At 69.7% G+C, this 22,713-nt stretch carries 24 protein-coding genes; 12 read left to right on the forward strand and 12 right to left on the reverse strand.

What is annotated here, in order from left to right; all coding sequences use genetic code 11:
- Positions 1-25: 25 nt before the first annotated feature.
- Positions 26-949, forward strand: coding sequence for a phytoene/squalene synthase family protein (locus FEF34_RS28050; protein WP_138055640.1), 924 nt, complete (start codon positions 26-28; stop codon positions 947-949).
- A 33-nt stretch (positions 950-982) separates the two neighbouring features.
- Here the strand turns inward: FEF34_RS28050 and tyrS are convergent, their stop codons facing one another.
- The 6 genes from tyrS to FEF34_RS28075 all read right to left on the reverse strand — a co-directional run bounded on the left by tyrS (position 983) and on the right by FEF34_RS28075 (position 5,526).
- Positions 983-2,386, reverse strand: a complete 1,404-nt coding sequence (tyrS, locus tag FEF34_RS28055) for a tyrosine--tRNA ligase (protein ID WP_138055641.1) — start codon at positions 2,384-2,386, stop codon at positions 983-985.
- Between the two features lie 98 nt (positions 2,387-2,484).
- Positions 2,485-3,402 (reverse strand): glycosyltransferase family 2 protein, encoded by a 918-nt coding sequence (locus FEF34_RS28060; protein ID WP_138055642.1) that lies wholly within the window; start codon positions 3,400-3,402, stop codon positions 2,485-2,487.
- Between the two features lie 170 nt (positions 3,403-3,572).
- Entirely contained in the window at positions 3,573-4,490 is a 918-nt protein-coding gene (locus FEF34_RS28065; protein ID WP_199800699.1) for a hypothetical protein, read from the reverse strand.
- Positions 4,487-4,795 carry a hypothetical protein gene (locus FEF34_RS42120; RefSeq protein ID WP_199800700.1) on the reverse strand — a complete coding sequence of 103 codons (309 nt, stop codon included), beginning with the start codon at positions 4,793-4,795 and terminating at the stop codon, positions 4,487-4,489. The genes FEF34_RS28065 and FEF34_RS42120 overlap by 4 nt, the downstream gene beginning before the upstream one ends.
- Before the next feature lie 111 nt (positions 4,796-4,906).
- Positions 4,907-5,197 carry a hypothetical protein gene (locus FEF34_RS42125; RefSeq protein ID WP_199800701.1) on the reverse strand — a complete coding sequence of 97 codons (291 nt, stop codon included), beginning with the start codon at positions 5,195-5,197 and terminating at the stop codon, positions 4,907-4,909.
- A 14-nt stretch (positions 5,198-5,211) separates the two neighbouring features.
- On the reverse strand, positions 5,212-5,526 hold the full coding sequence (locus FEF34_RS28075; RefSeq protein WP_138055643.1) for a hypothetical protein: 315 nt from the start codon (positions 5,524-5,526) through the stop codon (positions 5,212-5,214).
- Between the two features lie 72 nt (positions 5,527-5,598).
- Between FEF34_RS28075 and FEF34_RS28080 the strand changes: the two genes are divergently transcribed.
- Complete coding sequence (locus FEF34_RS28080) at positions 5,599-5,871, forward strand: winged helix-turn-helix domain-containing protein (RefSeq protein WP_325063650.1); 273 nt, start codon at positions 5,599-5,601, stop codon at positions 5,869-5,871.
- 336 nt (positions 5,872-6,207) lie between these two features.
- Entirely contained in the window at positions 6,208-7,914 is a 1,707-nt protein-coding gene (locus FEF34_RS28085) for a cytochrome P450 (RefSeq protein WP_171053120.1), read from the forward strand.
- Here the strand turns inward: FEF34_RS28085 and FEF34_RS28090 are convergent.
- The gene (locus FEF34_RS28090; RefSeq protein ID WP_138055646.1) at positions 7,851-8,348 is read right to left on the reverse strand and encodes an MAB_1171c family putative transporter; all 498 of its coding nucleotides are present in this window, start codon (positions 8,346-8,348) and stop codon (positions 7,851-7,853) included. The genes FEF34_RS28085 and FEF34_RS28090 overlap by 64 nt on opposite strands.
- 289 nt (positions 8,349-8,637) lie before the next feature.
- On the opposite strand from FEF34_RS28090, the gene FEF34_RS28095 reads away from it, so the two are divergent.
- Positions 8,638-9,228 carry a DUF402 domain-containing protein gene (locus tag FEF34_RS28095; RefSeq protein ID WP_138055647.1) on the forward strand — a complete coding sequence of 197 codons (591 nt, stop codon included), beginning with the start codon at positions 8,638-8,640 and terminating at the stop codon, positions 9,226-9,228.
- Between the two features lie 30 nt (positions 9,229-9,258).
- On the opposite strand, the gene FEF34_RS28100 is transcribed toward FEF34_RS28095, so the two are convergent.
- From FEF34_RS28100 to FEF34_RS28120, 5 genes are read right to left on the reverse strand one after another with little or no spacing between them, the layout of a single operon-like run.
- Positions 9,259-10,380, reverse strand: a complete 1,122-nt coding sequence (locus tag FEF34_RS28100) for an iron-containing alcohol dehydrogenase (RefSeq protein ID WP_138055648.1) — start codon at positions 10,378-10,380, stop codon at positions 9,259-9,261.
- Positions 10,377-11,633, reverse strand: a complete 1,257-nt coding sequence (gene pgk / locus FEF34_RS28105) for a phosphoglycerate kinase (RefSeq protein WP_138055649.1) — start codon at positions 11,631-11,633, stop codon at positions 10,377-10,379. Before pgk ends, FEF34_RS28100 begins: the two co-directional genes overlap by 4 nt.
- A complete protein-coding gene (gene argC, locus FEF34_RS28110) occupies positions 11,623-12,720 on the reverse strand; it encodes an N-acetyl-gamma-glutamyl-phosphate reductase (RefSeq protein WP_138055650.1) in 1,098 nt (365 codons plus the stop codon). Before argC ends, pgk begins: the two co-directional genes overlap by 11 nt.
- A complete protein-coding gene (locus tag FEF34_RS28115) occupies positions 12,717-13,820 on the reverse strand; it encodes a zinc-dependent alcohol dehydrogenase (RefSeq protein ID WP_234042590.1) in 1,104 nt (367 codons plus the stop codon). The genes argC and FEF34_RS28115 overlap by 4 nt, the downstream gene beginning before the upstream one ends.
- Before the next feature lie 2 nt (positions 13,821-13,822).
- Complete coding sequence (locus tag FEF34_RS28120) at positions 13,823-14,773, reverse strand: hydroxyacid dehydrogenase (RefSeq protein WP_138055651.1); 951 nt, start codon at positions 14,771-14,773, stop codon at positions 13,823-13,825.
- 217 nt (positions 14,774-14,990) lie between these two features.
- Between FEF34_RS28120 and FEF34_RS28125 the strand changes: the two genes are divergently transcribed.
- From FEF34_RS28125 to FEF34_RS28160, 8 genes are all read left to right on the forward strand, one after another.
- Complete coding sequence (locus tag FEF34_RS28125) at positions 14,991-15,851, forward strand: isocitrate lyase/phosphoenolpyruvate mutase family protein (protein WP_138055652.1); 861 nt, start codon at positions 14,991-14,993, stop codon at positions 15,849-15,851.
- Positions 15,852-15,903: 52 nt separating this feature from the next.
- Positions 15,904-16,872 carry a 2,3-diaminopropionate biosynthesis protein SbnA gene (gene sbnA / locus FEF34_RS28130; RefSeq protein ID WP_138055653.1) on the forward strand — a complete coding sequence of 323 codons (969 nt, stop codon included), beginning with the start codon at positions 15,904-15,906 and terminating at the stop codon, positions 16,870-16,872.
- Entirely contained in the window at positions 16,869-17,930 is a 1,062-nt protein-coding gene (gene sbnB / locus FEF34_RS28135; protein WP_138055654.1) for a 2,3-diaminopropionate biosynthesis protein SbnB, read from the forward strand. Before sbnA ends, sbnB begins: the two co-directional genes overlap by 4 nt.
- Complete coding sequence (locus tag FEF34_RS28140) at positions 17,927-19,579, forward strand: amino acid adenylation domain-containing protein (RefSeq protein ID WP_138055655.1); 1,653 nt, start codon at positions 17,927-17,929, stop codon at positions 19,577-19,579. The genes sbnB and FEF34_RS28140 overlap by 4 nt, the downstream gene beginning before the upstream one ends.
- Entirely contained in the window at positions 19,576-20,760 is a 1,185-nt protein-coding gene (locus tag FEF34_RS28145) for a nucleotidyltransferase family protein (RefSeq protein WP_138055656.1), read from the forward strand. Before FEF34_RS28140 ends, FEF34_RS28145 begins: the two co-directional genes overlap by 4 nt.
- 75 nt (positions 20,761-20,835) lie before the next feature.
- Positions 20,836-21,108 (forward strand): phosphopantetheine-binding protein, encoded by a 273-nt coding sequence (locus tag FEF34_RS28150; RefSeq protein ID WP_138055657.1) that lies wholly within the window; start codon positions 20,836-20,838, stop codon positions 21,106-21,108.
- On the forward strand, positions 21,105-21,752 hold the full coding sequence (locus FEF34_RS28155; protein ID WP_138055658.1) for a nucleoside/nucleotide kinase family protein: 648 nt from the start codon (positions 21,105-21,107) through the stop codon (positions 21,750-21,752). Before FEF34_RS28150 ends, FEF34_RS28155 begins: the two co-directional genes overlap by 4 nt.
- Positions 21,749-22,708, forward strand: a complete 960-nt coding sequence (locus tag FEF34_RS28160; protein ID WP_171053121.1) for an amino acid kinase family protein — start codon at positions 21,749-21,751, stop codon at positions 22,706-22,708. Before FEF34_RS28155 ends, FEF34_RS28160 begins: the two co-directional genes overlap by 4 nt.
- Positions 22,709-22,713: the final 5 nt, after the last annotated feature.

The following is a 22,713-nucleotide window of genomic DNA, read 5'->3' on the forward strand; positions in this document are numbered from 1 at the left end:
ACCGTGGAGAGGAACCGCCAGCGACATGCCCACCTGGATTCGAACTCTCTATCAATCAGGTATCACCAACCCCCAGCTGCGCAGCGACTACACTGAGCAGCGTCGGCTGGTCGCCCGCTACGCGAGAGCTGAGTACGTCGCCGTCCGTTTGCTTTTGCCCGCGCAACTCGTCCCCGATGTCATCGCCGCCACGGCGTTCATGCACCACAGCGACAACCTCATTGACCACGGCCCCATTGAGGAACGCCTCACCGCGCTCGCTGACTGGGACGGATACGTACGGAAAGCCCTGGCGAGCGGTACAGCGGATCAGCCCGTCTTGCGCACTCTGCTCCACACCTTCACACGGCACCCCCAACTGCGTGCGCACATCGAAGGCTTCCTCGCCGGCGCACCGGCGGAAGTGGCCTGGGAAGGATTCGCAACCGAGGCCGACTTCCAGGACTACATCAACGCATACTCGCATCCCGCCTTCATGCTCATCGCATGCCTGCTATCCCGCCCGTCCGAAGCAGATACCTACTCCGATCGCTGCCGAACCTTCGTCGAAGCGAGCCAGCGTCTGGACTTCCTAGCGGATATCGCCGAGGACCTCGGCAACGGACGACTCGGGATCCCCCAATGCGCCCTCGACCAGCACGGCATCTCGCGGAGCGACCTGCACAAGGGCGACAATGCCGACGTGGTCGGCAAACTCGTGAAGCAGCAGGCTGCTCTGGTCCGTCGCGGGCTGAAGAGATCGTGGGAACTTGTCGACCTCGTCGAACCACAAGGCAAGCAGCTCATCCGTGCCCTCGTCACCCTGCAAGAGCTTCGGCTGCGCGACGTCGAGAAGAAGGGGTCAGCCCTGCTGTCCGCGCCGTCTGGGATCCCCGCCGGCGCGGCGCTTCGGGTTCTGGCACGGGAGTATCGCGCTGCCCGCAGTCGGCGAACGGGCGGGTCCGGATAGCCGACTTGGAGCACCGTCCTGGCGAGACCGATCTCAGAGGTTAATGCGGGCGACCTTGCGGCCCACCTTGAGGTACAGCTCGGAACCGTCGAGTGTCCCGACCTCGCTCACGACTGCGCCGAGCGACTGCTGTACGGAAGCCTCCGTGAGCTGCGTGGTCTGCTGGTCTCCGTCTGATTCGCGGATCAGACGGAGACCGTTCTGCTGGGCCACGCGGCGCACGGCGGAGATGCTGGGAGCGAAGTCCAGCGTGCGGCTGATCAGCGCCCCGAGCGTCTCCTCGGCGTGGTCCTTCAAGGAGACGACGGGGAGATTCTGGGTGTCCCCGAACGAGCGCTTGGAGAAGCGGGCAGTGAATTCCGCGCGGGCGGCTGCAGCAGCGTCCAAGCCGTGGAGGGCGGCCACCACTTCGCCGGCGAGGATGCGCTTGATCGCCATCGGGTGCGCGGTTCCCTCCTCCAGGCGCTTGGTGATCACGCGGATCTCGTCGTCCGTCCACTCGGTGAGCAGCTGAAGATACGGCTCGGTCAGGTGATCCGGGATGGACATCAGCCGACCGTAGACCTCGTCCGGTGACGCCGACAGGCCCACGTAGTTGCCCTTGCTCTTACTCATCTTGGTGCCCGTGCCGTCGGTGCCCTCGATGAGCGGGGTGGTGATGACGACCTCGGGGTTCTGGTCCGAGATCTCCATGACCTTGCGGCACATCTGGAGGTTCAGCAGCTGGTCCACGCCGCCGAGTTCGACGTCGGCGTCGATGGCCACTGAGTCCCAGGCCATGACGACGGAGTAGACGAACTCGGCGACGGACAGACCGTGGCCCTCGGCGAGCCGGGTGCGGAAGTCCTCGCGCTGGAGCGACATGGAGACCGGCACCCGGGCGAGGACCCCGACGAGTTCCGGCAGGGTGATCTTGTTCAGCCACTCGCCGTTGAAGCGGAGATCGGCACGCTCGAAGTCGATGAACGGGGTGACCTGCTGCTGGTAGCCGCTCAGGTTGCGGGCGATGTCCTCGTCGGTGAGGGGCGGTCGCTCGGAGGAGCGTCCCGACGGGTCGCCGATCTTGGCTGTGACGTCGCCGATGATGAAGACGACGTGGTGGCCCATCCGTTGGAACCGGCTGGCGATGATGATCGGCACCGCGTGGCCAAGGTGGACATCGGGCGAGGTGGGGTCGATGCCGTACTTGACGACGAACGGGCGTCCCGCAGCCTGCGCTGCTTCGATCTTCTCGGCGAGCACCCCTGCCGAGGGGATCAGGTGATTCGCGCGCCCCTCGACCAGGGCCGCCTGCTCCTTAGGGGAGAGGTCGGAGAGGTCCAGAGACCGCCGTGCTGTTGTCTCGCCGAGCAGCTGCGCGACCGTATAGTCCGCGCCCAGGTCCGCTCCATCGAGGATGTGCATGACACGGGTGACGGACTCACTCAAACGGCTCATGGCGCCTATACGCTCCTGCGTCGGACAACTGGCCTGGCCAGTATGGGATTGGAAGCCGCGACTTTATCATCGCCGCCCTCGGCGCATCGTCGGATTGATCATGAGTGAGCCTGCTGTCGCCGGCCCGTCGTCAGCTGCACCAGCGGCCGTCCCGTGATCGTGCTGGAGAGGGACCGGAGCCATGGTGTTATCGGGTCATGTGCGCGGAGCGTGCCCATGAGCATTCCTGGAATCAGGAGCATCGCGGGCAGACGGTTTCCCCTCTGCATGGCGGATTCCACTTCGTGGCTGAAAGCGAGCGTGCGGAAATGCCAGGAGATTCTCTTGAGCTGTTGGGTGGTCGCCCACGCGGGAGGATTCCCGTGCATTGCACGGAGACGGCCCGAGAGCGCGATGCACACGTCAGCCCGATAGTCCTGTGAGACACCGGGTGTGCTTCGGTCGGTCATGCTGCGGGGGTGGACCCTGTAAAAGGTCAACGGGTCCTGGAGGGCAGTGCCTCTGCCGGCCTCACGCAACGCGTGGAAGAAGATCTCGTTGCTCGCCGGAAGGAGGCTGAGTGCGGCCTCCCGGTGGACGACCAGTGTGCTTGTGTTTCCGCCCGGGTGCGGTTCGTGCAGCATCGGATTCCCGTCGGAGTCGACCACGTGCTCCCAGTGCTCGATGAACAGCGTCCCACCCGTCATCGCCTCGGAGCATGTACGCAGCTTCGACGGGTGGAACCAGTCGTCGGCGTCGAGCGGGGCCACCCAGTCTCCGGTGCTGACGAGAAAGGCGTCGGTCAGGGTCTGTCCGAAACCCTGCTGGTTTCTCCGAATGACCTTGACCTTGCCGTTGCCCTTGTGCCGCAGGCACACCTCTTCGGTTTCGTCGCTGGAACCGTCGTCGATGACGATTACTTCGTGAAGGACGAAGTTTCCGGGTTCCTGTTCCAGGCAGCTGGTGATGGCCTGGTCGAGATAGCGGCCGTAGTTGTGGCACAGGATCACGCACGAAATACGTGGCGGTCCGTTCACCGGTCACCTCCGTACACGTGGGCGTACTGCTCCAGGATCACCTGGTGTTCCTGAGACCTGTAGTCGAGGAACTCACGGTCCAGACGGCGGGGACTGGAATCGATCCGTGCCGCCGCCCTCTCCAGCGCGGCCAGGAATTTCTCCCCGAAGAGGTTGGGATGTCCCTGCGATCAGTCGAACCATTCGGGTTCCTCGACGAGCCCTTTGTGCTTTTCGTACTGCTCAGGTAGATGCCCCGTGAGTGAGCAGACTGGAAGCATGTTCAGGTCGAAGGCCAGCTCAAGCTGGCCGGAGTGGCTGCCCCAGAGGTAGGGGAGCAGCAGCGCGTCCGAAGCCAGCCCGGCTCTGATCACTTCCTCGTCGGTCGGGTACGGGCGCATGGTCAGGCGGATGCGGGGGTCGAGCCGGGCCGTCTCCAAGAGCAGAGGAGCGCGGCCGCCGTCAGCGAAGTCGGCAGGACTGAAGGCGCGCAGAAGGACGTGGAGGGTGCTGTGGGGGTCTGTGATGCCCAGGCTCCAGTTGGCCATGGTGGACAGCTGGTCCCGGCTGGCCCGAGAGGCGCCGAACATGAGGTACCGGCCGGCCTGGCTGCTGGACTCGCGCTCCAGGTCGGCCAGCGTCTCCGGGGCCGCGACGCATCCGTGGGGAATGACCGCCGCATCGGGGCGCTCGCCGAGGATCTCGGCCAGCTGGGTGACAGAGCCTTCAGTGAGACAGACCCATCTGACCTCGGCCGAGTGGAGCATCTGCAGCCGCGCGGTGAAGTCGTCGGCCTTTCCGACCATGGGCCGAGTGTCGTGGGCAGTAAAGACCACGTTGACTCCGTAGCTCAGGCACGCATCGAGCAGGCGCTCCAGCGCGGCAAGGTCCTCGAAGTCGATGTGGTGCAGGTGCAGGACGTCGAGCCATGTGAGAGGGCCGTGGTCGAGGAGCCAGGCGGCGTTGACCGCCGCCGGCACCGTGTCGCCGCTGGGGATTTCGGTCCCGTTCAGGATGTGGAAGTCGCGGCCCTGCAGTTTCCACGCGTACGGGGTTCGAGCCGGGAGATGAACGACACGCAGGCCCTCGGGCCGGGGAAGTGCTGTCACCGCCGTGCCCCCTCCGCCTCTCCCAGGCCGACGAGGAGCAGTTGGGTGGACAAGCCGTTGGAGGAGTCGTCGCTCCGGGTGAGCCCGGCGTAGTGGATCTCGAATCCGGATGCCTGCAGCAGTGCCTGGAACTCGTCGCTCGCCCATTCCCGGACGTGGCTGGGGTTGCGGGGCGGGCCGGGAGCGTCGTAACCGCTGCGGCACTCGCGGGCCGGCGTGGACAGTACAGCAGCGGCGCTGCCTTCCAGGAGAAGGCCGCGGATGAGGGACAGGGCCGGCATCGGATTCACCAGGTGCTCGATCACGTCAGAGCACACGACGATGGACCGGCGCACGAGGGCGGGCGCGATGGGCAGCCGCTCGGCCGATTCGAGATCGATCTCGATCCACTCGCCGAAGGGGTGGTTGTCGCGGCATCACACGAGGTTGTCCCCGAAGTCCACGCCGATGTATGACCAGGCCGGATACTCGTCGGCCAGCGATGCCAGTTTGCCCGCCCGTCCGCAGCCGATGTCGATCACGACGTCGCGGCCGAGTTCCTTGGCCCGCGCCGCGGTGTACGGGTAGACGTCGGGCTGCCAGGTGACGGTGTCGTCCGTCTTGTCGAGGAAGTACTCCACCTTGTCCCGGCTGCGGTAGCCGCTCCTGATGAAGTAGGACTCGGCGCCGCCGATCGGCTGGCGGGAGGTCGCGGTATTCGTCTGCACGATAAACTCCTTGCTTACTTCGGCCAGTGGGCGAACAGCGAGAGCATCAGCTCGACCAACTGCTCACGAACGGCGCGCCATTCGGGACCTCCGGCGCGGCGCGCGGCCGAGGCCCGGTCGTACTCCCGACCGTCGACCTCGGGCAGACACGCGTACATCTGGAGCAGCGCCGAGCCGTCGTCGGTGGGCGCGTTGTCGGTGTCCGCCCTGAGCAGGGCCCGGATGTCCTCGGCGCACATGGAGGCGTTTTCCGGCAATCCACTGTGGTGGGTGCCGGCGGCGATCCTCTGCGCCGCGCCGTTCTTCCTGGTCGGCATACTGGACCGCAAGGCCAGTAGCTCCACTGAGGGTACGTTGTGACGCATCCGCGCAAGTCACTCGACAGCATCATCCACGCGCCAGTGCGCTTTTCCATCGTGGCCGCGCTTGCCGCGGTCGACGAGGCCGACTTCAGGACCCTCCGCGAGACCATCGAGATCACGGACTCGGCCCTGTCCAAGCAGATCTCCTTGCTGGAGCAAGCCGAGTACGTGAGGGTCCGCAAGGCCTTCGTCGGCAAGCGCTCCCGTACCTGGCTGTCCCTCACCGGCAAGGGCCGTACAGCCCTCAGCCGCCACCTGACCGCCCTCCGTGAGATCGCCGCCTGGGACCCGCCAGGTGCTTCCGAGACCTGAGCGGCCTCGCAAAGCGCCCCCGCAGCGTCTACCAACCCTTCGGCAGCGGGGCCGCGCTACTGCACCGGCAAACACTTCACCCTCACCGAACTGCATCTGATCACCTCGATGCTCGCGCACACCTTCGGAGCCGTACTGCTCGAAGGACAGCCACCAGCGGGCTTCGCTCTTCTGATCACCCTGCAGCCAAAGGGCGGCATGCACCTGCGGTCCAGCGCCGCTGACAGACAGGGGGTCGGGCCGGGCCCGCAGGCGCGCGCTCCCCGACCGGGAGCAGTCGAGGCGCCTCCCCGGTCGGTCCCCACCGTATTGGCGAATGAGGAGGTAGACACCCCCATGCCCACCGCACAGCGCAGGCCTGCCCGCGACCAGCGGCGCAGCCGCCCCAAGAAGATCCCCACCATCCGGACCAGGGACGGGATCGGGGGCACCCTGGCATTCCGGCGCGACCAACTCTCCTTTCTTCAGAGCGGCATCGAGCGCCACGGCGACATCTTCCGGTTCCGCCCGTTCGGCATCCCCATCGTGATGGTCAACCACCCGGAGTACATCCGGCACATCCTGATCGACAAGGGCGAGCAGTACGACAAGGACGCCGTGATCTTCCGGGTGGTCCGCCCGGTGCTGCGCAACGGACTGATCGCCAACCCCGACATGGTGCGCTGGCGCCGCCAGCGGCGGATGATGGCACCGCACTTCACCCCACGCACGGTCAGCAACTTCGCCCGCAACATGACGGACGAGGCCGTGCTGATGCTGGAGCGCTGGGAGGCCCGCCCCGAGACCGACCCCACCCTGGACATCACCGACGAGATCGGTCAGCTCGCCCTGCGGATCGTCAACCGGTCGCTGTTCAGCGCCGAGGTCGGTGAGGTGGCCCAAGAGTTCGAAAGGGCCTTCCAAGTAGCCAATACCGTCCTCGGGGCCTTCTTCCGCTTCCCGTTCCCGCCGCTGAGCGTGCTCACCCCCAGCCACCAGCGGCTGCGCCGGGCGATCAACGTCATGGACGAGTTCGTCTCCGGCTTCATCAATGAGCGGCTGGCCCATGGCGTCGCACCAGGCGACGAAACCGACCTGCTCACTCTCCTCCTCCACGCCGTGGACGAGGAGGACGGCACGGGGATGGACCTCGAGCAACTCCACCACGAAGTGCTCAACATCTGCATCGGGGCTTACGAGACCACTACCAACACGCTCTCCTGGATCTTTTACCTGCTGGCTCGACACCCGGAGGTGGAGACCAGACTGCACAACGAGGTGGACGCGGTGCTCGGCGACCGTGCAGTGCCGACCTTCGAGGACCTGCCCAAGCTGACGTACACCCGCATGATCGTCGATGAGGCACTGCGCATCTACTCCCCGGCATACCAGTTCATGAGGCGCGCGCGGGAGGAGGACGTGATCGACGGCTACCGCGTGCCGGCCGACACCAACATCCTGATCAACAGCTACTTCCTGCACCGGCACCCGGACTTCTGGGAGGACCCCGAGCGCTTCGATCCGGAGCGTTTCAGGCCGGACCGGGTCGTCGACCGCCCCAAGCACGCCTACATCCCGTTCGGCAGCGGCCACCGGATCTGTATCGGCAAACACTTCGCACTGACCGAAATCGCCCTGGTGCTGGCGACCGTAGCTCGCAGCCGCCGGCTGGTGATGCCAGAGGGGGCGCCCGGTGACGACCGAGACGAGGGCGGCGGCAAGCGGGGCTATGCGCTGCTTACGGATACGGACGTGCTTGTCGGTGAGCTTTCCGCGGCGGACGCCGAGCTGGATGATCGTGATGGGGATGATGCCGCAGAAGAACGCGGCGAACAGTCCCCAGCCGATGCCGGCGAAGGTGCTCGTGCTGTGCCATCCGTTGAGGAGCAGCAGCGCGATGACGAGGTTGCCCGGTGCCAGCACGTCCGTGATCAGCTTGGCGGCCTTCACCCTGGGGTTGGCTTCGGTATAGGAGGGCGTTTCGGGCGGGGTGAAGGTGCTCATGGCTGGGTCTCCAGCGGACGGTCGCAGGCGTCCGCGAATTCGCGGGTCAGGTCGGAGTAGTAGGCGTCGGACAGTTGGGTGAGCGCGGTGATCTCGCTGTGCAGATCCCGGCCGCCTCCAGCTGGTTGGTGTTCCTTGTTGGTAGGGGTGTCGCCACGCAGCTTGGACCGGCGGGCGGCGGCAATCCAGCAGGCCTCAGCGGTGACGAGTGCCTGGGAGCCGAAGAGTCCGCGCGTCTCGACGTGCTGCCTGGCTCGCTCGCGAAGGCCGGCGGGCGCGTAGTCGCTGAGCGCGAGTGCGGCATCGCGGATCTCGATGGTGCGGCGGTACAGGCGACCGTGAATGTTGCGGGGATCTAGGCGTTCGGTGGCCAGGCCGCGCGGGGGATCGAGGCGCACCGAGGCGACGGTCTCAGTGAGGTCGTGCCACAGGGGATAAAGACGCAGCAGCACTCGCCGCTCGGCCCTACAGGCGCGTGCCTTGCCTAAGTACATGACGGTCCGTCGTCACAAGTGACGGTCAGCGTGTCTCTCTTTCCGGCGACTGAATGGATCGATGATCAAGCGTGCGTCTCGAAGAGGTGCGGCGCCTGTTCTCTGGCCGACCGTACTGTGCGGTGCTGCTCGGCCCGCCTGTCAGCCGGCTGCCTGCTGGTGCCGGTGCCGGTGCCGGTGCCGGGGAAAACGGCTGGCAGCCGGGCCGAATACGCAGGTCACAGGAGACTGGACGGTTTCAGTGACTGTTGAAGTACTAGGGTGGACCGTCATGAGGTCACGGTTCCCTATGGGTGAGGTCATCGTCCGGCGCGAGATCCTGGACGGCCGCCCATGGCTGGCGTACCCGGTGCGGGTAGCGAGTGACGACGAGCGGGCGCTCGCCGTTTACCTGGCCCAGGGCACGCCGCTCACGTTCGGCCGCGGCGACTTCCGCTGGGGACTGCACCCCTGGATCGAGTTCGAGCACGTGTGGCAGTCCAGTGGCGTCCTCCAGCTGCAGCGCCCGGGGGACGGCTACTCCGTGTGGGGCCGCTGGGCGGACGGATCGCTGTCGGAGTGGTACGTCAACTTCCAAGCGCCCCTGGTCCGTACCGAGCGTGGATTCGACACGCTGGACCACGAGTTGGACCTGATCATCCCCGGCGACGGCTCCCCGTACCGGTGGAAGGACGTCGAACACTTCGAGGAGCGGGTGCGCACCGGCGGCTTCGACGCCGGAGAGGCGGACGCCGTGCGTGCGGCGGCCGCCTCCGTCGTGGACCTCATCAAGCGTGGCGCGCGCTGGTGGGAGCAGTGGCGTGACTGGCGGGCGCCGGCCGACTGGGGCCCGCCCGGCGCCGTGGCCCTCCGGGACGACACCCCGCTGGGCACCCGCTGAGGGCGCCCCGGCAGGGTTCGGGCGTGTCCGTCAGAACGACTCGGCATACAGGGTGAACAGGTAGTCGCGGTTCACCTGGCCCGCCGGGTCGTTGTCGAGATTCCCCGTCACGCCGTCGACCAGCCGGTCCAGGTCGTCCTTGGCCACTCCGCAGTCCCGCAGCCTGGCCGTCAGGCCCGCCGAGGCCAGAAGCCCGCCCACCGCGTCGTGGACGGTGTCGCCGCCGAGCAGTTCGGCGATTGCGGCGAACTCGTCCGGTGCCAGGGGCGCGGTGTGCCGCAGCCAGCCCGGGTACAGCACCGCCAGGCCCCGGCCGTGCGAGAGGTCCACCTCGGGCAGTGAGCCCATGGCCTGCTGCAGCCGGTGGGGCAGGCAGGTGCTGACGTTGGCGACGTTCACGCCCCCAAGCAGGGACGCCCGGCACAGCGCCTCGCGCGCCTCGGGAGAGTCCTCGCCCCGCAGCACCGCCGGAAGATGCGCGGCGATCAGCTTGATGGCCTGGTGCGCCCGGGCCCGGCTCGCCCCGTCCGCGCGGGCCGCGACGCAGCCCTCGACGGCGTGGGCGAACGAGTCGAAGACCGTCTCCGCCATGATCGGGCGCGGCACCGACGCGATGAGGTCGGGGTCGACGATCGCCGTGCGCGGGAAGACGGCGTCACCGCGGATGCCGGAGCGGAAGTGGCCCACCGTGTCGGTGATGATCGCCCCCTTGGTGACTTCCGAGCCGCTGCCCGCCGTCGTGGGCACGGCCAGCAGCGGCAGCCTGGGCGCCTGCGGGCCGAGCGTCGCACCGATGAATTCCCGCACGCTGCCGTCGGCCGGCGCGGTGACGCTCACCCCCTTGGCCGCGTCTAGGGCGCTGCCGCCGCCGAGGCCGACGACGAGGTCGCAGCCCTCCGCGCGGGCCAGCGCGGTCGCCTCGTCCACCTCGTCGGACCTTGGGTTGGCCGACAGCCGGTCGAAGACCGTGGCGCGCACCCCGGCGGACTCCAGGGACGTCGCGACGCGGCCCAGATAGCCGTGGGCGCGTGCCGCGGTCCGCCCGGTGACCACGAGCGCGTGCGTGCCGAGCTCCCTCGCGTGCGTCCCGGCCCGGTCCAGCTCACCGCGGCCGAACCATACGTGGGTAGGAACATCGAGTTCCACCTTCATGTGCTCACTCCATCCATGACGTCGTCCGGGGCGGGGGCGGGGCCGTCGTCCCTCGCGCCGCGTGCGTTGTCGCGCAGCGCGTCCAGTACCGCGCAGGTGCCGGTGGCGAGCAGTTGCAGCGCCGAGCCTCCGCCGGTCGACACCGGGCCCGGCCAGGGGAGTTCGGCCACTGTGTCGCCGCCGAGCAGCAGCGCCGCCCCGGACGTGCGCGATAGCGCGGACAGGACGGCGTCCGCGGACCTGGTCTGCCCGTCGAGGTAGCGGGAGGGGGTCCCGGCCAGCACGGCGGAGCCAGCGCCGGCCAGCGACTCGGCCGCCCACGGCTCCAGGTCGAAGTCCACGACGGCGTGCCCGGCCGACACCCCGTCGACCACGGCGACGGGCCGGGCCTCGCCCACGATCCGCCCTTCGTCCACCGGCGCCACCCACACCGTCCGGGGCACGTGCAGCCGTGCCTTCGCCGGTGCGTCCAGCACCCCGCGTACGGCCTCCAGGCAGGCGTCGGGCTTGCTGCCCAAGTCGGAGGCGCCGAGGTCGTGGCCCCGGGCGCGTAGCACCGTGTTGAGCACCACGCCGCCGGGCACCACCAGGTCGCAGGTGTGCATCGCGTGGACCAGGCCCACCAGGGTCTTCTCGGGTTTGCGCCCGCCGAGCACGGCCGCGCGGAACGCTCCCTGCGGCGGTCTCGCCCAGGGCGCGAGGAACCGGATCTCCTGCTCCAGACTCCGTGCTGCACAGCCCGGCAGCAGGCGCAGCACACCGGTGTTGGAGGCATGGGCGCGGTGGGCCTTGGAGAAGCCGCCCACAGCGACCGCGTTGCCCAGCAGCGCGAATCGTCGGGCCAGTTCGGGGTCGTTCCGCTCTTCCCCCGCGTGGTGGCGGGTGTTGCCGAACACGGCGATCTCACCGGGCGCCAGCGCCTCGGCGGCCCGCACCGCCGCGTCCGAGGCGTTCTCGGGGACGTAGCGCACCTGTCGGTCCAACCGTCGCGAGAGGTGGCCGGCGACGTGACCCAGCGCGGTCGCGGTGCCGTCGCGGTGGCTGCCCTGGTGGGAGAGCACCGCCACCCGCGCGCCCGCGTCGGAGAGCCGCCGCAGGTCGGCCAGTTCGCTGTCGATCCGGCCGGTGCTGGTGAGGGCCGCGTCCACGTTGAACCCGGCCGAGAGGATCCAGCGTTCGCCGGGGGTGACCTGCCGTGCGCTCAGCAGGGGTACACCGCCGAGCGGGTCGGTCCAACCGCTGTCAGAGGCCATAGGTGCGCAGCCCGGTCGTCTCGTCGTGTCCGAGCATCACGTTCATGTTCTGTACGGCCGAACCCGCCGCGCCCTTGACCAGGTTGTCGCTGACCGAGACGACCTTGGCGATTCCGCGCCGTGCGTCGTAGTCCACTCCGATGTGGCAGAAGTTGGAGCCGACCACCCCGGCGACGCCCGGGTACCTGCGGTAGTCCTTGTCGGTGAGGCCGCCGAGCTGGGGTTCGGCGTTGACCCGGACGAAGTACTCGCCCTCGGCTCCGGTGCCGTAGCGCTCGGTGTAGCGGGTGAGGAGCACTTCGCGCGAGATCTCCTCGCGCAGTTCCTCCCGGACGCGGACGCTCGCCTGGATGTGGATGCCGCGGGCGAAGGGGCCGTGCGCGGTGCTGAGGTCGACGGTGACCGGCCCGCCGGCCGGGCCGGACAGCCGGTCCTCCAGCTCGGGCGCGTGCCGGTGGCCCTGGAGGCTGTAGGGCAGCATCGACCCGAAGACCTCGGCGTGCAGGATCTCGGTGCGCGGCTTGACGCCGGCGCCGGTCGTCCCGTTGACCGCCGCGATGTGCAGCGGCGCGCTGGGGTCGGCGAAACCGGCGGACAGCAGCGGTTCGAGACCGAGCAGCGCCGTGATGACGTAGCAGCCCGGGTTGGCCACCAGACGGGCGTCGGGCAGCAGGTCCCGGTGGAACTCGGTGACACCGTACACCGCTTCCGGCAGCAGCTCGGGGGCGGTGTGCTCGGTGCCGTAGGCCGCTCGGTACGCCTGGGGGTCAGTGAACCGGAAGTCGGCGCTGAGGTCGATCACGCGGGCCCCGGCCTTGAGCAGTTCGGGTGCCCGGCGCATGGCCTCGCCGGAGGGCGTGCACAGGAAGACGACGTCCAGTTCGCTGGCGGCCGCGGTGACCTCGTCTGCGTCGTGGAACCGCAGCCCGGAGCCGAGGAGGTTCGGGTGTGTCCGGTCGAAGGACTCCTGGTGGCGGGAGGCCGGCAGGATCTCGGTGACCCCCGGGTGCCCCAGCAGCAGGCGGCACACTTCGCCGCCCGTGTAGCCGGTTCCTCCGATGACCGCTGCCCGTATCCCGTTGCTCATTGGCTCCATCCGTTCGTGAGATCGTCCTGGCTGGTGGTCACATGCAGCATGATCTTGCCGGTGGGGACGTCGGCCCGGTCCATCAGGTCCAGCGCCGCCTCAGCGTCGGCGAGCGCGAAGTGGTGGGTGACCATGGGCAGTACGTCGGGGGTCCCGGCCGCGAGCCCTTCGATCACCTCGGTGAAGTCGCGTGGTGTGGACAGCGCCGATCCGTGCACGGTCACCTCACGTCCGACGATGGTGTTGAGGTCGACCGGGTGCCGGTCCTCGAAGTAGCTGACGATCACGATGTCGCCGCCGGGCCGTACCGCGCGCAGCGCCTGGTCGGTCACCCCGGGATATCCGGCGGCGATCACCACCACGTCCGCCGGGCCGCCCAGGGCCTTCAGCGCCTCGGGCACCGGGTCGCCCTCGCGGGCGTCGACATAGGCGTCGGCGCCGAGCCCGCGTGCGAGTCCGCCCTTCTCGGGGCCGATGTCCACGCAGGCCACCGCGGCGTGGCCGAGCTGCCGGGCGGCGACCAGGCAGCTGAGGCCGATCGTGCCGGAGCCGAGGACGAGGATGCCGCGGCCCGCGCCCGCGCCGACGAGCCGGACCGCGTGCAGGCCGATGGAGAGCGGTTCGACGAGGGCGCCGGCCACGGGGTGCAGTCCGGGGGGCAGCCGGTGGGCCATGTTGGGCCGCAGGACGACGAGTTCGGCGAACGAGCCGGTCCAGTCAAGGTGGCTGAGATTCAGCTTCCGGGTGCACAGGTGGGGTGCGCCGTTCAGGCACTCGGCGCAGGCGTCGCAGTGCGAGAAGGCCGCCGAGCACACCCGGTCCCCCGCGGCGAAGCCGGTCACCTCGTCGCCGACGGCCACCACGGTCCCGGAGAACTCGTGGCCGAGGACGGCGGGCGCAGTCTTGTAGGGGTGGGTGCCGCGGTAGGCGGCGAGGTCGGAGCCACAGATCCCGGTGGCGTCGACCCGGACGAGCAGCTCTCCGGGGCCGTGCTCGGGGGCGGCGGTGTCCTGGTGGACGATGGTGCGACGGTCGGTGAGGACTGCCGCCTTCATGGTCTTGGCTCCGGTGATCCCGGTGGCGGCGGAGTTCGGTTTCATGCTCAGCACACCCTGTTCGTCGCCCGGCCGTCGGCCAGGACGGCGCGCAGGTCCGCGGCGAGCAGGCGGCCGACCCGTTCCTGGGCGTCGGTGGTGGTGGCGCCGAGGTGCGGGGTGAGCACCACGTTGTCCAGAGCGGCCAGCGCCGGGGTGCCGGACTCCTGCCCATGCACGTCGAGGGCGGCGCCGGCGATCACGCCGTCCTTCAAGGCCCGCAGCAGGGCGTCCTCGTCGACGACACCGCCGCGGGAGACGTTGATGAGGTAGGAGCCGGTGTGCATGCGGGCCAGTTCCGCGGCGCCGATGAGGTTCCTCGTCCGGTCGGTGAGCGGAACCGCGAGGCACACCATGTCGGCCGCGCCGAGGAGGTCGGGCAAGGGGACCCGCTCGATCCCGCGGCCGCGCAGCTCCTCGTCGCGGGCCGGCGTGACGCGGTCCACGGCGGCGAGGACGCGCATGTCGAACGCCGCGCCGAGCCGGGCGATCCGGGAGCCGATCGGGCCGAGGCCGACCACGCCGAGCACCCGGTCCGCAAGGCCCGGCCCGGCGAGCCGGGGCTTGTTCCACTGCCCGCCGCGGACCTGCCGATCGGCGAGGGCGATGTTGCGGGTCACGGCGAGCATGAGGCCGATGGCCAGATCGGCGACGGCGGGTGCGGAGACGCCGGGGAAGTTGAACACCTGCACTCCCGCCTCGCGGCAGGCGTCCAGGTCGATGTTGTCGGTCCCCGAGCCGGCCCTCGCCACCGCTTTCAGACGGCGTCCGGAGCGGATGACGTCGCCGGTGACGACCACACCGCTGCGTACGACGAGCGCGTCGGCGTCGGCGGCCAGTTCCAGGAGTTCGTCATGGCCGGGGTGCAACCGCACCACGACCTTGTGGTCCTGTTCCAGGTCCGCAAGGGCACTGGGGGAAACGGGATCCAGGACGACGACGCGGGCTCGATAGGTCATGTCAAGAATCCTGCATCGCCGCGACACCTTTTGGCAAGGATTGCCAAAGACTATTGACTCGCACCGATTCGATCATGCTAGCTTCACCCTCGGATCCACAGGGTCACAGCAGGAACAGCAAGTCAATTCGCTGACTAATGATTGTCCGGTCGCGTAGTCGTCCCCGTTTCGGTTGGGGCCGAGACGTCCGGGAAACGCCGCCTGAGGAAGGCAGTAGATGCTCAAGCGCAGCTATCCCTCGTTCCGCTCCGCACTCGCCGCGCACGACGTGGTGCGCCTCGCGGGCGCCCACCACGCGCTCAGCGGTGTCCTGGCCCAGGAGGCCGGATTCCAGGCGGTGTGGTCGTCAAGCCTGGAGGTGTCGGCCTCCCGATGCCTGCCCGACGCCAGCATCCTGAGCATGACCGAGTACCTGGAGGCGGCCGCCAACATCCAGAAGGCCCTCGACATCCCCGTCGTCGCCGATGTCGACACCGGATACGGCGGCAACTACAACGTGGCCCACATGGTCCACGAGTTCGAGGGCGCCGGCATCACGGCCGTGTGCATGGAGGACAAGCTGTTCCCGAAGATGAACAGCTTCGCCACCGGCGACCAGACACTGCTCGACACCGCGGCCTTCGCCAGCAAGATACAGACCGCCAAGGCCGTACAGTCCAGCGAGGACTTCTTCCTCATCGCCCGCACCGAGGCCCTGATCTCCGGCGCGGGTGTCGAGGAGGCGGTGAACCGCTGCAACGCCTACGCCGACGCCGGCGCCGACGCCGTGCTCATCCACTCCAAGGCGCGCACCAAGGACGAGGTGGTCTCCTTCCTGGACCGGTGGGACAACCGTGTCCCGGTGGTCATCGTCCCCACCACCTACCCGGACTGGCACATCGACGAGGTGCGCGCGGCCGGCGTCTCCGTCGTCATCTATGCCAACCACGGCATGCGCGCCGCGCTCTCCGCCATGCGCGACACCTACCGCGCCATCTACGAGGCGGGCAGCACCAGCTCGCTGGAGTCGGAGATCGCCTCGGTGTGGGACATCTTCGACCTCCAGCGGATGGCCGACTGGCAAAAGCTCGACGCGTGAGCGCGGCTCGTTTGGACGGCACGCGGCGGACGGACGGAGGCGAGCGGGGGGCATGACAGTCATCACGGGGGCCGACGAGCTCCTCGACAGCGAGATCTACATCGATCTGCGGCGGCTCCTGGACTGCCGCCTGTACCTGAAGTGCGAGGGCTTCAACTTCGCGGGATCGGTGAAGGTCCGGCCCGCGGCCTGGATGGTGAACACGGCTCAGCGCGAGGGGGTCATCGGCCCCGACTCCATCCTGATCGAGTCCTCCTCCGGCAACCTCGGCGTCGCACTCGCCGTCATCGCGGCGGCCAAGGGGCTCAGGTTCGTCTGCGTCACCGACCCCAAGTGCAACCCGTCCGCGACGGACCTGATGAAGGCCCTCGGCGCAGAGGTCGTCGTGGTCGACGAACCGGACGCCACCGGAAGCTATCTCGCCGCGCGCAAGGCCCATGTGCGCGAGCGCTGCGCGCAGGACCCGCGGTACGTCTGGCTCAACCAGTACGAGAACCCGGCGAACTGGGTCGCGCACTACGAGAACACGGCGGCACTGATCGCCAAGCAGTTCCCGGACCTCGACACGCTGTTCATCGGCACGGGCACCGGCGGAACCCTCATGGGCTGCGCCCGCTACTTCCGCGAGCACCGCCCGGGCGTGCGCATCGTGGCCGTCGACAGCGTCGGCTCAGTGAACTTCTCGGGCGCGCCCGGACCCCGGCACATCCCGGGACTGGGCGCGAGCACGCCCATGCCGCTGATCGACCCGTCCCTCGTGGACGAGGTCGTCCGGGGCGACGAGCGGGACGCCATCCGCATGTGCCGGCGGCTCGCCGCCCGCGGCGTCCTCCTCGGCGGCTCATCCGGGACCGTGGTCAGCGCGGCCACCGAGTGGCTGGCACGGCACGGCTCCGCGGACCGGACCGCGGTGGCCATCGCCCCCGACCTCGGCGAACGGTACATCGACACGATCTACAACGACGCCTGGGTGGCGCGCCACTACCACCGGGGTGCGCAGGACCTCTTGGAGAACCAGTGAACAACCCGTCCGAGACACCCAACTTCTCCGTGGTCACGGGTGCGACCGTGCACCGCGTGCTGGACGGCCGGCAGCGGGAGGTCTGCGAGCTCGTCGAGCGGACCTACCTCCTGCACGGCGAGGCGGGCACCGTGAACCCGCCCTCCTACTTCCTGCGGTTCCCCGACCGGCCCACCGCCCGCATCATCGCCCTGCCCGCCTCCGTGCGCGGCGAGCGACCGGTCGACGGCCTCAAGTGGATCTCCAGCTTCCCCACCAACCTGGACCGCGGCATCCCACGCGCGTCCGCCGTGCTGATCCTCAACGACCCGGTGACCGGGTACCCGTACGCGTGCCTGGAGAGCTCCATCATCAGCGCCGTACGCACCGCCGCCTCGGCCGCCGTCGCGGCCCGCGCACTCACCCGTGACCGGCCCGCGCCGCGCCGCGTCGGCTTCGTCGGCACCGGCCTGATCGCCCGCTACCTGCACGACTACCTGTCCGTGCTGGGCTGGGAGCCGCAGGAGTTCGGGGTGTACGACCTGTCGCGGGAGTACGCCGAGGGATTCGCCGGGCATCTGCGCGAGACCACGGACGGCGCCGCCGTCCGCGTCCACGAGAGCGCGGAGAGCCTGGTCCGCTCGTCAGACGTCGTGGTCTTCGCCACCACGGCCGCCGCGCCCCACGTCGAAGACCCGTCCTGGTTCGACCACCACCCGCTCGTGCTGCACGTCTCGCTGCGCGACCTGAGCACCGACGTCATCCTCGACAGCGTCAACGTGGTCGACGACATCGAGCACGTCCTCAAGGCGGACACCTCCGTCCACCTCGCCGAACAGCGCACCGGGGGAAGGGACTTCATCGACGGCACGCTGTACGACGTGCTCGCCGGAAAGGCCGATGCACCGGCCGGCCGCACCGTCGTCTTCTCCCCGTTCGGCCTCGGCGTACTGGACCTGGCCGTCGGCGACTTCGTGTACGGCCGGGCGCGGGAGACGGGCGCCCTCACCATGGTCGACGGCTTCTTCCACGACCTCGAACGCCACCGCGGCCCGGAATCCCGGGGCGGTGCGCGATGACCGCCAGCCACGACTGGGCCGAGCTCCCCCTCGTCCCCGGCACGGTGGAGCGGGCCACCGCTCTGGCCCTGACCAGCGCCAAGGAGGTGGACACGGCCACCGGCGTCCTTGAGTACGTCGCCCGGCACGCCGAGCGCGACCCGGACCGCCCGGCGCTGACCGAAGGCGGGCGGACCCTCAGCTACCGCGACCTGCTGCTCCGGGTCGCCGCCATCCGCGCCGTCCTGCTCGGCGAGGGCGTGGGTGCCGGGGACGTCGTCGCCTGCGTCGGACCGCGCAGTGCCGAGACACCGGTCGTTTTCCTGGCTCTCGAGAGCGTCGGGGCCTCCTATCTGCCGATCGACCTCGACTGGCCGCAGGAGCGGGTCCGCGACGTGCTGGAGCGCAGCCGCGCCGCGCTCCTCCTGGACTACGCCTCCCTCACCGGAGCGCCGGCCGGCCCCGCCCACGCCGCGGCCGAGACCGCCCGGGTGAAGGCCGTGCCGCTGCCGGCCGGCCCAGTGGCGGACGACGCACCGCCGCCCCGGACCGCCTCGGACCGCTCGGACGAGTCGCGCTACACGATCTTCACCTCGGGCACCACCGGACGGCCGAAGGGCGCCACCGTCGAGCACCGGGGCATGCTCAACCACCTGTGGGCCAAGGTCGTGGACCTGTCCCTGGGCCCCGACGACGTGGTGGCCTTCACCGCACCGCTGGTCTTCGACATCTCCATCTGGCAGATGCTCTGCCCGCTGCTCGTCGGCGGACACATCGTGGTCGTGGACGACCCCGTCATGCGCTACCCCCGGCTGCTCGTCAAGGCTCTCGACGCCCATCGCGTCACGGTCGTCGAGCTGGTCCCCACGGTCGTGGGTTGGCTGGTCGACGAGTCCCTCCGGCGCGCCCCGGCGCCCCTGCAGGCCCTGCGGTGGCTGATGTCCACCGGCGAGGAGCTGCACCCCCCGGTGGCCGAGCGCGCGATGAGGGCCCTGCCCCAGGTCACCCTGGTCAACGCCTACGGGCCCACCGAGTGCTCCGACGACGTCACCCACCACGTGGTGACCCACGCGGACCTGGAGCGCACCCGGCTCCCCGTGGGCTCGCCCGTCATCAACACGGCGCTCTACCTGCTGGTGGAGGAGAACGGGAGCTGGCGGTCGGCGGATCCGGGCGAGTCCGGCGAGCTGTTCGTCGGCGGCACGGGTGTCGGCCTGGGCTACCTCAACGACCCCGAGACCACCGCACGCGCCTTCTTCCGCGACCCGTTCGATCCCGCCTCGGCAACCGGACGGCTGTACCGCACCGGCGACCTGGCGCGGTTCGACGAGGGCATCGTCCACTACCTCGGCCGCGGCGACCGCCAGGTCAAGGTGGCGGGCGTACGGATGGAACTCGACGAGATCGAGGCGGTGCTCGGCCGTCACCCGGCCGTCACACAGTGCGCCGTCACGGTCAGCGGTGACGGCGAACGCAGCCAGCTGGTCGCGCACTACAGCCTGCGCGTGCCCGTACCACCCGAAGAACTGCAGCGCGCCGTACGCGCCGCCGTCCCGCCGGCCATGGCACCCCGGCGCTGGCGGGAGTGGGAGGCACTGCCGCTCACTGCCAACGGAAAGGTCGACCACCGGTCCCTGCGGGCGGCCGTTAGCGAGGAGGAGAAGCGATGACCACCGCACAGGAGAAGACCGCGCGCGCGGACGTGCCGGCGCCCGAAGGCCCCGGCACCCCCGCCCTCCCCGCCCACGCCCAGCTGCTGCTCGCCCTCGCCCGGCCGCGGCTGGAGGCGGTCCACGAGCGACTGGCCCGCTCGCTCGCCGACCAGGACGACCTCGACTGGGGTGCGTTCCTCGACGCCGCGGCCCGCCACAAGCTGCTCCCGCTGGTCGGCCGCCATGTCTTCGCCCACCGCCTCGACCGCGATCGCGAAGGGCTCAAGGGCTTTCCGTACAGCTGGGTGTTCACCACCTCCTACCTTGGCAACCGCGTCCGCAACCAGGCGCTGGCCGACGACTTCGGCCGAGTGTTCCGGGAGCTCGGCGACGCCGGTGTGCGGCACGCCGTGCGCAAGGGCTTCTCGCTCGCCGAGGGCGAGTACAGCGACCCGGCACTGCGCCGGATCAACGACGTGGACCTGCTGGTCGACCGGGACGACGTGCCGCAGGCCCACGAGGTCCTGGAGCGGCTCGGCTATGTACAGGGCAAGCTCGCCGAGGACGGCGAGCACATCGTGCCGTTCAGCCGCAAGACCCAGATCTTCTGGCGGGTCAACCTCAGCAACCAACTGCCGTACCGCAAGGCCGGGAACCGCCCGGACGTCCCCGAGTTCAACGTGGACCTGTGCCACGACATCTTCCAGAAGAAGTCGGGCGTCAGCGCACCAGCGCGCGAGCTGCTCGACCGCTCCGTGTCCACGGTCCTGTGCGGCGCCCCGACCTGGGTCCCCGAACCCGCCGACCGGTTGCTGGACCTCTGCTCCCATCTGTACAAGGAAGCGACCAGCCTGCAGTTCATCGAGGACAGCGTCGATCTGCAGATCAGCAAGTTCCTGGACGTGGCTCTCGTCGCCGCGAGCTACGACGAGAGCGTGTGGCATGCGTTCCTGTCCCGGGTCGGAGAGTACGAGGCCGGTCCCATCGCGTACTACGCCCTGCACTTCACGGCCGAGCTATACCCGGACGCGGTGCCGCCGGAGGTGCTCGCGGCGTTGCGGCCCGAGGACACCGCGTACCTGGACCAGTACGGAACCCTCGACGGCCAGACCGCCCGGTGGGCGCTGCCCTTCCTGGAGCGGCTCTTCGACACCGGCCGCGGGGACGACAGCGAGCCTTCCAACGTCCCCCATGACTGATCCGGGCGGCCCGCCGGCAGGCGCCGCCGGTCCCCCACCGAACACTTCGCCCTCCCACCGACATCGGGAACACTCATGAACACACCCTGGGACAGCCGTTTCGAGGCGCTGGTGATGCGGCACGTCGACCTCGGCCGCGACGGCGGACTGCGGCCGGACGACGACCTGCTGGGCCATGGACTCGACTCCATCGCCATCGTCGAACTCGTCGTCTCCCTGGAGGAGACCTACGACATCGAGATCCCCGACGAGCGGCTCACCCAGAAGTCGTTCACCACCGCGGGCACCCTGTGGTCGATCGTCTCCGGCCTGGTGCGGCCGAAGCCGAGCCGGGAGAGCGCCGCGTGATCGTCTCCCTCGTGGGCTCGGACGGAGCCGGCAAGTCGACCGTCTCGCGGCTGGCCACCGAGCGGCTGGCGGCGGCCGGGACGCCGATCGAGCGGGTGGACCGCTGGGACATCGTCGACAGCCCGGCGTACCCGGCGAGCCGGTTCATGAAGCCCGACGTGCCCGACACCCGGCTCTGTGTCGCCGAGATGCCGAACCCGACACGCTTCCTGTTCCTGATGTGGTCCATCTCCCACGCCCTGCTGGCCCGCACCCCCGCCGCGGTACGCCCCGGCACGGTGACCCTGCTCGACGGCTACTGGATGAAGCACGCCGCCGCCGAGATCGTCTACGGGCTGGACCGCACCTGGGCGGAGGGCGTCGTCTCCGCGCTCCCCGTCTCCGGGCGGGTCCTGTACCTGCGGCTCGACCCGAAGCGGGCCTGGGAACGCAAGGTCGGACGGGACGTCGTGCCCTACGAGTGCGGGATGGACCCCGAGTGCTCCCAGGAGAACTTCCTGACGCACCAACACCGGATCCTGGCCGTGCTCGACGACTGGGCCGCACGCTTCGGCTGGCTCACCCTCGACGCCGAGGAACCCCTCGACGACGTCGTCGGCCGGGTCGTCACCACCGTGTCCGGGGCGCTCGCGGAGGAGCGGTGAGCACGCCCGCGGCGGCCCGGCCGTCCGTGCCGGCCGGGGAGCCGCGCACCCTCGTCGTCAAGGTCGGCGGCAGCCTCGTCTCCGACAAGCGCACCGACGACCACCTGGACGCCGCGGCAGTGCGCGCCTACGCGGCGCTCGTCGCCGACCTCGTACGGACCTTCCCGGGCCGCACGGTGTTCGTGGCCGGCGGTGGCGCCCTGGGCCACGGCGCGGTCCGCGGCCTCGACGCCGCGGACGGCTTCGCCGCCCTCGGCTTGACCCGGGCCACGTTCGCCGTCAAGTGGGCCTGGACAGCCGCCTTTCGGGAGGCGGGCATCCGTGCCCTGCCGCTCCAGGTGACGGCCATGTGCGCGGACCAGCCGTCCGGGGCCGTCGCCGACCTCACCGTGGTGCGCAGGCTGCTGGCCGAGGGCGTGCTGCCGGTGCTCTCCGGCGACTGTATCCTGACCGCCGACGGCGGCCTGCGGATCCACGGCAGCGACCACGTGCCCGGCATGCTCGTCGACGGGTCGCTCGCCCCCGTACGGATCGTCACGCTCACCGATGTGCCGGGCATCCTGACCGGGACCGGGCCGGGCGGTCCCGTCCTGCCCTGGGTCGACCCCGACGACCCGTCGTCCGCGCACGCCCTGGTGTGGGAGACCGCGCCCTGGGACACCAGCGACGCGATGCGCGGCAAGGTCGACGCCCTGGCGGCGCACGCCCGGCGCGGGGCCGAGTGCGTGATCACCCGCGGCGACCGCGCCTCGGCCTCGCTGCACCACCTATTCGCGCCGATGGACCAGTGGCCGGCGGACGTACCACACACGCTGATCTCCCGTACCCGCCCCGCCGCCCTCTCACGCACCTCCTCCGCCCCGTCCCCGACCGGGGGCGCGGGCGCGACCGGCGCCGACGGCACCGCGCCGTCCCCGCCCCCGTCCGATCCCCGCTTCACGTCAGCACGCTCCTGAGGAGA

The sequence above is a fragment of the Streptomyces marianii genome, assembly GCF_005795905.1.
Classification (GTDB): Bacteria; Actinomycetota; Actinomycetes; order Streptomycetales; family Streptomycetaceae; genus Streptomyces; species Streptomyces marianii.

What these genes read in the sequence shown, in the direction of transcription:
- FEF34_RS28050 (WP_138055640.1), top strand. Translation starts at nt 26, where the DNA reads ATGCCCACCTGGATTCGAACTCTCTATCAATCAGGTATCACCAACCCC.
- tyrS (WP_138055641.1), bottom strand. Translation starts at nt 2,386, where the DNA reads ATGAGCCGTTTGAGTGAGTCCGTCACCCGTGTCATGCACATCCTCGAT.
- FEF34_RS28085 (WP_171053120.1), top strand. Translation starts at nt 6,208, where the DNA reads ATGCCCACCGCACAGCGCAGGCCTGCCCGCGACCAGCGGCGCAGCCGC.
- FEF34_RS28090 (WP_138055646.1), bottom strand. Translation starts at nt 8,348, where the DNA reads ATGTACTTAGGCAAGGCACGCGCCTGTAGGGCCGAGCGGCGAGTGCTG.
- FEF34_RS28095 (WP_138055647.1), top strand. Translation starts at nt 8,638, where the DNA reads ATGGGTGAGGTCATCGTCCGGCGCGAGATCCTGGACGGCCGCCCATGG.
- FEF34_RS28100 (WP_138055648.1), bottom strand. Translation starts at nt 10,380, where the DNA reads ATGAAGGTGGAACTCGATGTTCCTACCCACGTATGGTTCGGCCGCGGT.
- pgk (WP_138055649.1), bottom strand. Translation starts at nt 11,633, where the DNA reads ATGGCCTCTGACAGCGGTTGGACCGACCCGCTCGGCGGTGTACCCCTG.
- argC (WP_138055650.1), bottom strand. Translation starts at nt 12,720, where the DNA reads ATGAGCAACGGGATACGGGCAGCGGTCATCGGAGGAACCGGCTACACG.
- FEF34_RS28115 (WP_234042590.1), bottom strand. Translation starts at nt 13,820, where the DNA reads ATGAAACCGAACTCCGCCGCCACCGGGATCACCGGAGCCAAGACCATG.
- FEF34_RS28120 (WP_138055651.1), bottom strand. Translation starts at nt 14,773, where the DNA reads ATGACCTATCGAGCCCGCGTCGTCGTCCTGGATCCCGTTTCCCCCAGT.
- FEF34_RS28125 (WP_138055652.1), top strand. Translation starts at nt 14,991, where the DNA reads ATGCTCAAGCGCAGCTATCCCTCGTTCCGCTCCGCACTCGCCGCGCAC.
- sbnA (WP_138055653.1), top strand. Translation starts at nt 15,904, where the DNA reads ATGACAGTCATCACGGGGGCCGACGAGCTCCTCGACAGCGAGATCTAC.
- FEF34_RS28140 (WP_138055655.1), top strand. Translation starts at nt 17,927, where the DNA reads ATGACCGCCAGCCACGACTGGGCCGAGCTCCCCCTCGTCCCCGGCACG.
- FEF34_RS28145 (WP_138055656.1), top strand. Translation starts at nt 19,576, where the DNA reads ATGACCACCGCACAGGAGAAGACCGCGCGCGCGGACGTGCCGGCGCCC.
- FEF34_RS28150 (WP_138055657.1), top strand. Translation starts at nt 20,836, where the DNA reads ATGAACACACCCTGGGACAGCCGTTTCGAGGCGCTGGTGATGCGGCAC.